The 3,649-nt window shown below is 31.5% G+C and carries 4 protein-coding genes; all 4 read right to left on the reverse strand.

Annotated elements, in window-relative coordinates; translation table 11 throughout:
• Positions 1–105 precede the first annotated feature (105 nt).
• On the reverse strand, positions 106–789 hold the full coding sequence (locus ACW2QF_RS18620; RefSeq protein ID WP_455717513.1) for a uracil-DNA glycosylase: 684 nt from the start codon (positions 787–789) through the stop codon (positions 106–108).
• Positions 790–847: 58 nt separating this feature from the next.
• Positions 848–1,396 (reverse strand): Hsp70 family protein, encoded by a 549-nt coding sequence (locus ACW2QF_RS18625; RefSeq protein ID WP_455717514.1) that lies wholly within the window; start codon positions 1,394–1,396, stop codon positions 848–850.
• Between the two features lie 56 nt (positions 1,397–1,452).
• Positions 1,453–2,586, reverse strand: a complete 1,134-nt coding sequence (locus ACW2QF_RS18630; protein WP_455717515.1) for an Hsp70 family protein — start codon at positions 2,584–2,586, stop codon at positions 1,453–1,455.
• On the reverse strand, positions 2,587–3,649 hold a 1,063-nt coding region (locus ACW2QF_RS18635), incomplete at its 5' end, for a hypothetical protein (protein ID WP_455717516.1).

Genomic DNA, 3,649 nt, shown 5'->3' on the forward strand with positions numbered 1-3,649 from the left:
AAAATGGTGCTATATACTTATGCCAAGTACATCATAATGAATAAATGCGAAAAAACTGTGAACGTTTATACGTTTCACAGTTTTTTCACATTTAAATATTCATTTTTATGAATTTATATTCTCGATTTGCCAATCAATTGGTTCTATATTATGTTGCTTCAAAAACTCGTTTGCTTGGGAAAATGGTTTACTTCCAAAAAATCCACGATATGCAGACAATGGGCTTGGATGAGGTGCTTCCAGTATTAGATGTTTCGGATTGGTTAGCATCTTCTTCTTAGATTGTGCTGGTCTCCCCCAAAGGAAATACACAATAGGTCGGTCTTGTGCATTAACAGCTTGGATTACCGCATCAGTGAACATCTCCCAACCTCTTCCCTGATGTGAATTGGCTTGATGTGCCCTTACTGTAAGTACGGTATTCAATAGTAGTACACCTTGGTCAGCCCATTTCTTAAGATATCCGTTATTAGGAATATAGCAACCACAATCCTCCTGCAATTCCTTATATATGTTCTGTAGTGACGGTGGAATATCCTTCTGCATTGGCAATACCGAAAAGGATAATCCATGTGCTTGATTCACATTATGATAGGGATCTTGTCCAAGCAAGAGTACCTTTACTTCACTTAGCGGCGTAAAATGAAACGCGTTAAAGATATCTTCTATTGGAGGATATATAACATTTTTTGTATATTCCTCTTTAACAAATTGATATAGTTCTTTATAATATGGCTTATTAAACTCTCCACCCAAGGAATCTAGCCAATCATTTGTAATCATAGACATCGCAGTACCTTCTTTCCGTTTTCTTTCGTTATTATTATAGCATGAAAGGGATCTTACATCATCTATTATTCTTTGATTGGAACCAATTTTCATCAAACTTATTAACGGATTCAACATCTAACTTTTTCTCTAAATTGCTTAAGTATTCTAAGAAATTTTGTTCTACTTTATTTAACTTAATCAAACTATTTTGTTCTCTTGACTTTTGATATAGCATAAACATATGATTTAATTCCATTTGATTTTCATTATCTAATAATTCAAATAATTCCTCTACTCTTTTAGCTAAATCTGAATCTACCTCCGATTTTACTTCCAGCTTCAATTCTCTTAATTTTTGAAGTCTTTTCTTACTTTCTTCTATTGACAAATCATCTTCCTTTTCTAATATAAGTTCATAGGTATCATTAGTCCTTAAATTTTTGGTTTCTACTATTAGTAGACCATTTAAATCATATGCAAATGTTACTTCAAATTTTTCATGACCTTTCGGATAAGGTTCTACTTTTATATCAATTTCTCCAAGCTTAATATTATCCTTAGAATATTGATGTTCGCCCTGATAAACTCCGATATTAATTTTCTCCTGATAATTATGTGCTGTCATATAGACGCCTCTTTTTACTGCTGGTAAAGGTGTATTTCTTGTAATAATTGGTGACATCAGTGGTTTTCTAAGTCCGCATCGTTAGTTATCGAGGTTCCAAGGGAAAATGGACAAATATCAGTTAATACCAGATTCTCAATTCCCTTTTCTCTCGACTTAATCCCAGCATAAGTCCCAACCCCCATACCAACTATCGTATCAGAAGCTTCCATATTAATCTTAGCTGTAGGCAATAAATATCGTATGTATTGCTGTACCACTGGCATCTTACTGGAACCACCTACCAAAATCACTTCATCTATATCATCTGTTTCTATTTCAGCATCTCTAAACACTCTTTTTACAATTTGTTCTATATTTTGAAAAATCTCAGGGGTGCAATTTACCAAGTCTTCTCTGGTAAGAACCAAGTAGTATGTTTTTCCTGACAATTCTACATTAAATTCTACAGATTCAGAATTACTTAATTTGATTTTTACCTGCTCACTTTCAAAGAGTAGCTTGTTCTTTTCTTTACCGCCCAAAAAGTTAAAGTCTAGTTCATTCTTTAAACAAAAATATTTAGCAATTGCACGATCAAAGTCTCGACCACCCAGTTTGTTATTACCTGATATAGCTAACACACTAATAATATTTTCAAAGCATTCTGCATAGGAAACATCCAGTGTTCCACCACCAAAATCAAAAATCAATATAGTTTTATCTCCATACATATCATTGATTCGACTCATAAGTGCAGCCGCCGATGGTTCATTTACCAGTCGTTCTACTTTGAGTCCTGCCAACTCCCCAGCTCTTTTCGTGGCTCTCCTTTGATTTTCATTAAAATATGCAGGTACACTTATTACAGCCTCTGTTATTTCTTCGTTCATGTAATTCTCAGCATCTTTTACTAATTTTTTTAGAATTAAAGAAGATAGTTCTTCTGAGTCAAATGATTGCTTTCCTAATTTAAATGTTCGATTCGTTCCCATACTTCGTTTAAATTGAGAAGCTGTATAGTCAGAATATTCTATCATTCTATTCTTTGCACTTTTCCCAACATATATTGTTTCTCCATCTTTATCTATACTAACGACACTCGGCGTTAAAATTTCTCCATACTCATTGGGTATGAATGTTGTTGTTCCATCTTTATATACACTTATCAAACTGTTTGTTGTTCCTAAATCGATCCCTACAACACTCATCTAATCACCTCTAATTTGTTTTCGTAATGCTTCTTTATCAATATCCGAATTACTTGTTGTTAGTATTATTACTACGTCGTTTCGCTCGTGTTTAAAGAAATACCCTTTTTCTCCTTCATAGTAAAAATGCACTGTAAATTGATACTCTGTATTCCTACTACTCACTGGGATTTCAGACCAGTATGCCTCTTTAAAGTCATATAATGAATCTATAAAAGAATCTATTTGTTCTTCAGTTACATCGAATTCCATGATAAGCTGTTCATAATCCATAACACAATATAAATCTGATAAATCAATTCCAACTGTATGATCTTTATTTATGTATTCGTATAAATAGTTTTTAATATATACGTTAAAAAGTTTCTTTTCTAAATTAAATTTAATCTCACTTGAATTATCCATATATTCACTAAATAAGCTGTTAAAAAAAATTTGATTTCCATCATTGGTTGTATAATATACTCTTTGAGAATATATCTTTTCATTTGGTAGCGTATCCCCTATGAAAAGATCAATATCATCTTCATCATATATACTTTCAGGTGATATATCTACTCCATACTGCTCTTTTATTAAAGAACATATTTCACTTTCATTAGGTATCTTATTCTGTAGCTTGTTTTTATCCCCAAAGTAACCAACAAGTATAAAACACAATATTCCTATAAAAGCTATTATCTTAACCATCTTTTTAATTACGTTCTTTTTATTTGTTTTATTATATTTTTCAAATAGGCTAACTCTTTCTTCAAGAACCGCCATTATATTAATATTCATATCTTCGTTATCGAGGAAATTCAAAATTCCATAAATATTTTTTAGTGTTTGTAAAATAACAACATTTCCCGTATATTTTCTTTTTAACTCTTTAGACAAATCTTTATAGAATTCTTTTTTTGTTGCAATTTCATAAAATTCATCTGTATGTAGTAGCTGTACTGTTTCTTCAACTTCTGAACTATTTTTATATGAAAGAGATTCTATAATTTTATTTATGTATTGATTCATTATTTCACGTTCTTTAAGTGCTAATTCTTCATTCTTTTCTATTGTGACATGT

The organism is Anaerosporobacter sp., assembly GCF_965301125.1.